Below are 4,033 nucleotides of genomic sequence, written 5' to 3'. Positions count from 1 at the left end.
TCGGCCCGCGCCACCCCCGCGCCGGCAGCGTCGCCCGCGCGGACGGCCTGTCCGGCCAGGACGAGGATGTCGCCCTCCGGCACGGTGCCGAGCCGGCCACCCCAGCGCGCGAGCGCCAGGGCGAGCATGGCGCCGAGCAGCACCGGCCCGAATGTCGCGAGCGGGTCCTTGCCCAGCGTCTCCCAGGGATCGCCGAAGCCGAGCGGCGCATGCAGCGCCCAGGGCACCAGCACGGAGGCCGCCGCCAGGGCGAGCCAGCACGCCGCCAGCGGCGCCGCTGGCCGCGCCGTCGCATCGGGCGTCACCGCCGCCAAGCGGCGGACGAAGTGCAACATCAGCAGCGTGGAGCCCGCCGCGGACAGCGCCGTGAGCAGCGCCACCACACCGGCGCCGAGCTGCGGCTTCACCGCCGCCTTCGCCAGCGCCCCTCCGGTGCCGGGCAGGCCGCCGAAGCCGAGCGCCAGGACCAGCGCCGGCAGCAGCACCAGCCAGCTGCGCCGCCACCCGCCGACCGCGGCGGCAACGCCGACCGCCAGGAACAGCGCGCCCTTCGCCAGCGCGTGGTGCGTGGCATAGAAGGCGACCGCGATCGCCGTCGCGGGCTCCGCCAGCGCCAGGCCCATGCCCAGCGCCGCGGCCGTCACGCCCATCTGGCTGATGGTGGAATAGGCCAGCACCGATTTCGGGTTGGACTGCGTGATCCCGCAGCCGACGCCCCAGAAGGCGGTGACGAAGCCGATCGCCGCCAGCACGCCGCCCCAATCGGCCAGGCCCGCATCCACCGGCAGGAAGCGCAGCAGGCCGATGATGCCGGCCTTGACGATGGCCCCGCTCAGCACCGCGGAAGCCGGCACCGGCGCCGCCGGATGCGCCAGCGGCAGCCAGACATGCAGCGGCACCAGCCCCGCCTTCAGCCCGAATCCCGCGACCAGCAGCCCGAGGGCGACGCCGCGCAGCGGGCTGTCGGCCAGCGCGGCGACCGCATCGGCGATGGCGAGGCTCGGGCCCGGCACCGCGTCGGCCATCAGCGCGAAGCCGAGCAGCAGGCAGAGCTCGCCCATCACCGCCAGCAGCAGCGTCACCGCGCCGGCGCGCCGCGCCTTCGGCGTGCCGTCATGCACGATCAGCCCGAAGGCAGCCAGGCTGACGGCGGCGAAGGCAAGGTAGAAGGTCAGCAGGTCCTGCGCGACGAAGGTGCCGAGGCTGCCCGCCAGCGTCACCAGCCACCACAGCGCGAAGCGCCCGGCGCCGGGCTGCCGCCCGATGGAGGCGCCGGCATAGGCGCCCGCCACGCTCCACAGCAGCGCAGCCGCGCCGAGCAGCAGGGCCGAGGCGCGGTCCAGCGCCAGCGTGAAGCGCAGCCCGTCGCCGTCGAGCGTCAGCGGCGCAGCCTCCGCCGCCAGCAGCGCGCACGCGAGGCCGGGCAGCGGGGCCAGCCAGAGCAGCCCCGGCATGCGCCGGCGCGGCCCGTCCCACAGGCAGGCGAGCAGCAGCGCCAGCGGCGTGGCGAAGCTGCCCACCAGCAGGAGTTGCGCGACGGTCACGGCAGCACCGCCGCCGCGCCAGGAAGCCGTCCGATCTGCACCAGCTGGAAGGAGGCGAGCGGCAGCAGGCCGAGCAGGACGGAGATCAGCGCCAGTAACAGGGCGACGCGCTGCGGCCCGAGCGCCACGGGCGAGTGTGCGCGCGCCTCGTTCGGCGACTCGCCGAAGGCGCCGCCGATCACGCGGTAGACGTACCCGCCGGTCAGCAGCCCGCCGCCCACGATCACCGCCGCCCACCACCACTGCCCCGTCGCGACGGCGGAGGTCAGCAGCAGCCATTTCGCGGTGAAGCCGCCGCTGGGCGGAATGCCCATCAGCGACAGCCCGGCGAGCCCGAAGGCGATCACCGCCATCGGCACGATCCGCGCCGCGCCGCCCAGCGCCGCCACGCGGTCATGCCCGAGCGCGCCGGCGATGATCCCGGCCGCCAGGAACATCGCCGCCTTGGCGAAGGCGTGCGAGGCCGCCTGCAGCACGCCGCCCGTCCAGGCGCGGGCGGAGGCGATGTCGTCGCCGGCCAGCACCAGCGGGAACATCAGGAACAGGTAGCCGATCTGCGCCACGGTGGAATACGCCACCAGCAGCTTGAGGCGGGACTGCCGCAGCGCAACGAGGCTGCCGACCAGGATCGCCGCTGCGCCGAGGCCGGCGAGCAGCGGCGCCGCCGCCACGGCCAGCACGGGCGGCATCACCCAGAACCACAGCCGCAGCAGCAGCACGAAGGACGCCTTGAGCACCAGGCCGGACAGCACCGCGGACGCCGCCGGCGGCGCCCCGGCATGGGCCGGCGGCAGCCAGAGATGCAGCGGGAACAGCGCCATCTTCGCCACCAGCCCCGCCGTCATCAGCGAGGCGGCCAGCATGGTCGGCAGGTCGGCCCGCGCCTGCCCGGCCAGCGAGCGGACGTCCAGCGTGCCATAGGCGCCGTAGAACAGCGCGGTGCCCAGCAGGTAGAGCACCGAGCCGATCAGCGCGAAGAGCAGGTAGCGCAGCTCCGACCGGAACTGGCTCGGCCGTCCCTCCAGGCAGGCGAGCGCGAGCGCCGCGAAGGTCAGCATCTCCAGCGCGACGAACAGGTTGAACAGGTCGCCGCCCAGAAAGGCCGCCGCCAGCGCGGCCGCCAGCGCCAGCAGGAAGGTCCAGAAGGCGAAGGCGGCGCGCGTCTCCGCCCCGCCGGGCGGCGTCGCATGCTCGGCGCGGCCGAAGGCGGCCACCGCGAACAGCACCACGGCGCCGGTCAGCAGCATCGCCGCCGCCACGCCATCGGCCAGCAGCACCAGGCCCAGCGGCGGCAGCCAGCCGCCGACCGGATAGACCAGCGGCGCGCCTGCGCGCAGCACCGCAGCGGCCAGCAGCAGCGCGACGGCCACGCCAAGGCCGAGCGTCGCCAGCGCCAGCCGCTCCGCCGTACGGCCGCCCAGCACGAAGGCGGCCAGCATGCCGCAGACCGGCAGGACGAGCGCCACCACCACCAGGCCGGCGCCGGCCGTCGTCGTCATCCCTGGCCTGTCCCGTCGTCGGGCGGCTCCGCGATGGTGGCCGCGCCGGTGATCTGGTGCATGCGCAGCGCCATCGTCACGGCAAGCGCGGTGGCCGCGAAGGCGACGACGAGGCCGGTGATGACCATGGCCTGCGGCACCGGATCGTCCCCGCCGCGCCGCGCCACCACGCCGAACAGCAGGAAGACGCCGGCGCCCAGCAGGTTGAAGGCGAGGATCTTGCGCAGCACCGCCGCCTGCACGACCAGGCCAAACAGCCCGATTGCGACCAGCCCCGCGCCGGTGAGGCCGAAGACCGCCGCGCCGCTCACGGCGCGCGCTCCGGCGGGCCGGCGACCAGCAACGCCAGCGCCGCGGCGACCGAAAGCGTCATCGCGGCTTCGACCAGCAGGATCAGCGGCTTCCCGAGGCCAGGCGGCCAGGCCAGGAAGGCATCGGCCAGCACCCAGCCCAGGAATCCGGCCAGCAGGAAGGCTGCGGGCCCGGCCACCAGCATCAGGCGCACGCCGCGATCCGCCACCGACGGCGCCTGCACCAGGCCGGCGATCCAGGCCAGCAGCCACATCCCGGCCAGCACCGTGCCGCCCTGGAACTTGCCGCCCGGCGCATCGGCGCCCACCCAGGCCACGTAGATGCCGACGACGATACCGATGGGCGGCAGCACGCGGGCGAACAGCGCGAAGGGCCCGTCCTGCTGCGGCGGGAAGCGCGGGCCCGGCCGCCCGCCCCAGCGCGCATCGGGCGCCATCGACCACACCGCCAGCACCGCGAAGACCAGCACGACCGATTCCAGCAGCGTGTCCAGGCCGCGATAGGCCATCAGCACCGCCGCGACGGCGTTGCCGAGCCCGACCTCCGCGCTGCGCGCGCGCGCCTCCGCCGCGAGGCTCGGTGCGGGATCGGGCAGCAGCAGCACGGCCAGCGCGAGCAGAAAGCCCAGCGCGCCCGCCAGCAGGCCGGCGGCGACCGTCTGCGCGCGGCCGGGCGTCG

General features: G+C 75.5%; 4 protein-coding genes. All 4 read right to left on the bottom strand.

What is annotated here, in order from left to right:
• Positions 1-1,544 (bottom strand): complex I subunit 5 family protein (locus tag OZN99_RS27035; protein ID WP_270938332.1); only part of this gene is annotated, 1,544 nt, incomplete at its 3' end.
• On the bottom strand, positions 1,541-3,043 hold the full coding sequence (locus tag OZN99_RS27030; RefSeq protein ID WP_270938331.1) for a complex I subunit 5 family protein: 1,503 nt from the start codon (positions 3,041-3,043) through the stop codon (positions 1,541-1,543). The genes OZN99_RS27035 and OZN99_RS27030, both read right to left, overlap by 4 nt.
• Positions 3,040-3,354, bottom strand: a complete 315-nt coding sequence (locus OZN99_RS27025) for an NADH-quinone oxidoreductase subunit K (protein WP_270938330.1) — start codon at positions 3,352-3,354, stop codon at positions 3,040-3,042. The genes OZN99_RS27030 and OZN99_RS27025 overlap by 4 nt, the downstream gene beginning before the upstream one ends.
• Positions 3,351-4,033, bottom strand: a 683-nt coding sequence (locus tag OZN99_RS27020; RefSeq protein WP_270938329.1) for a Na(+)/H(+) antiporter subunit B, incomplete at its 5' end; no start/stop codon positions are given. The genes OZN99_RS27020 and OZN99_RS27025, both read right to left, overlap by 4 nt.

This window comes from Falsiroseomonas oryzae, assembly GCF_027856955.1.
Lineage (GTDB): Bacteria > Pseudomonadota > Alphaproteobacteria > Acetobacterales > Acetobacteraceae > Falsiroseomonas > Falsiroseomonas oryzae.
The sequence above is the reverse complement of the archived record's forward strand: the minus strand, read 5'-3'. Positions and strand labels throughout refer to the sequence as shown.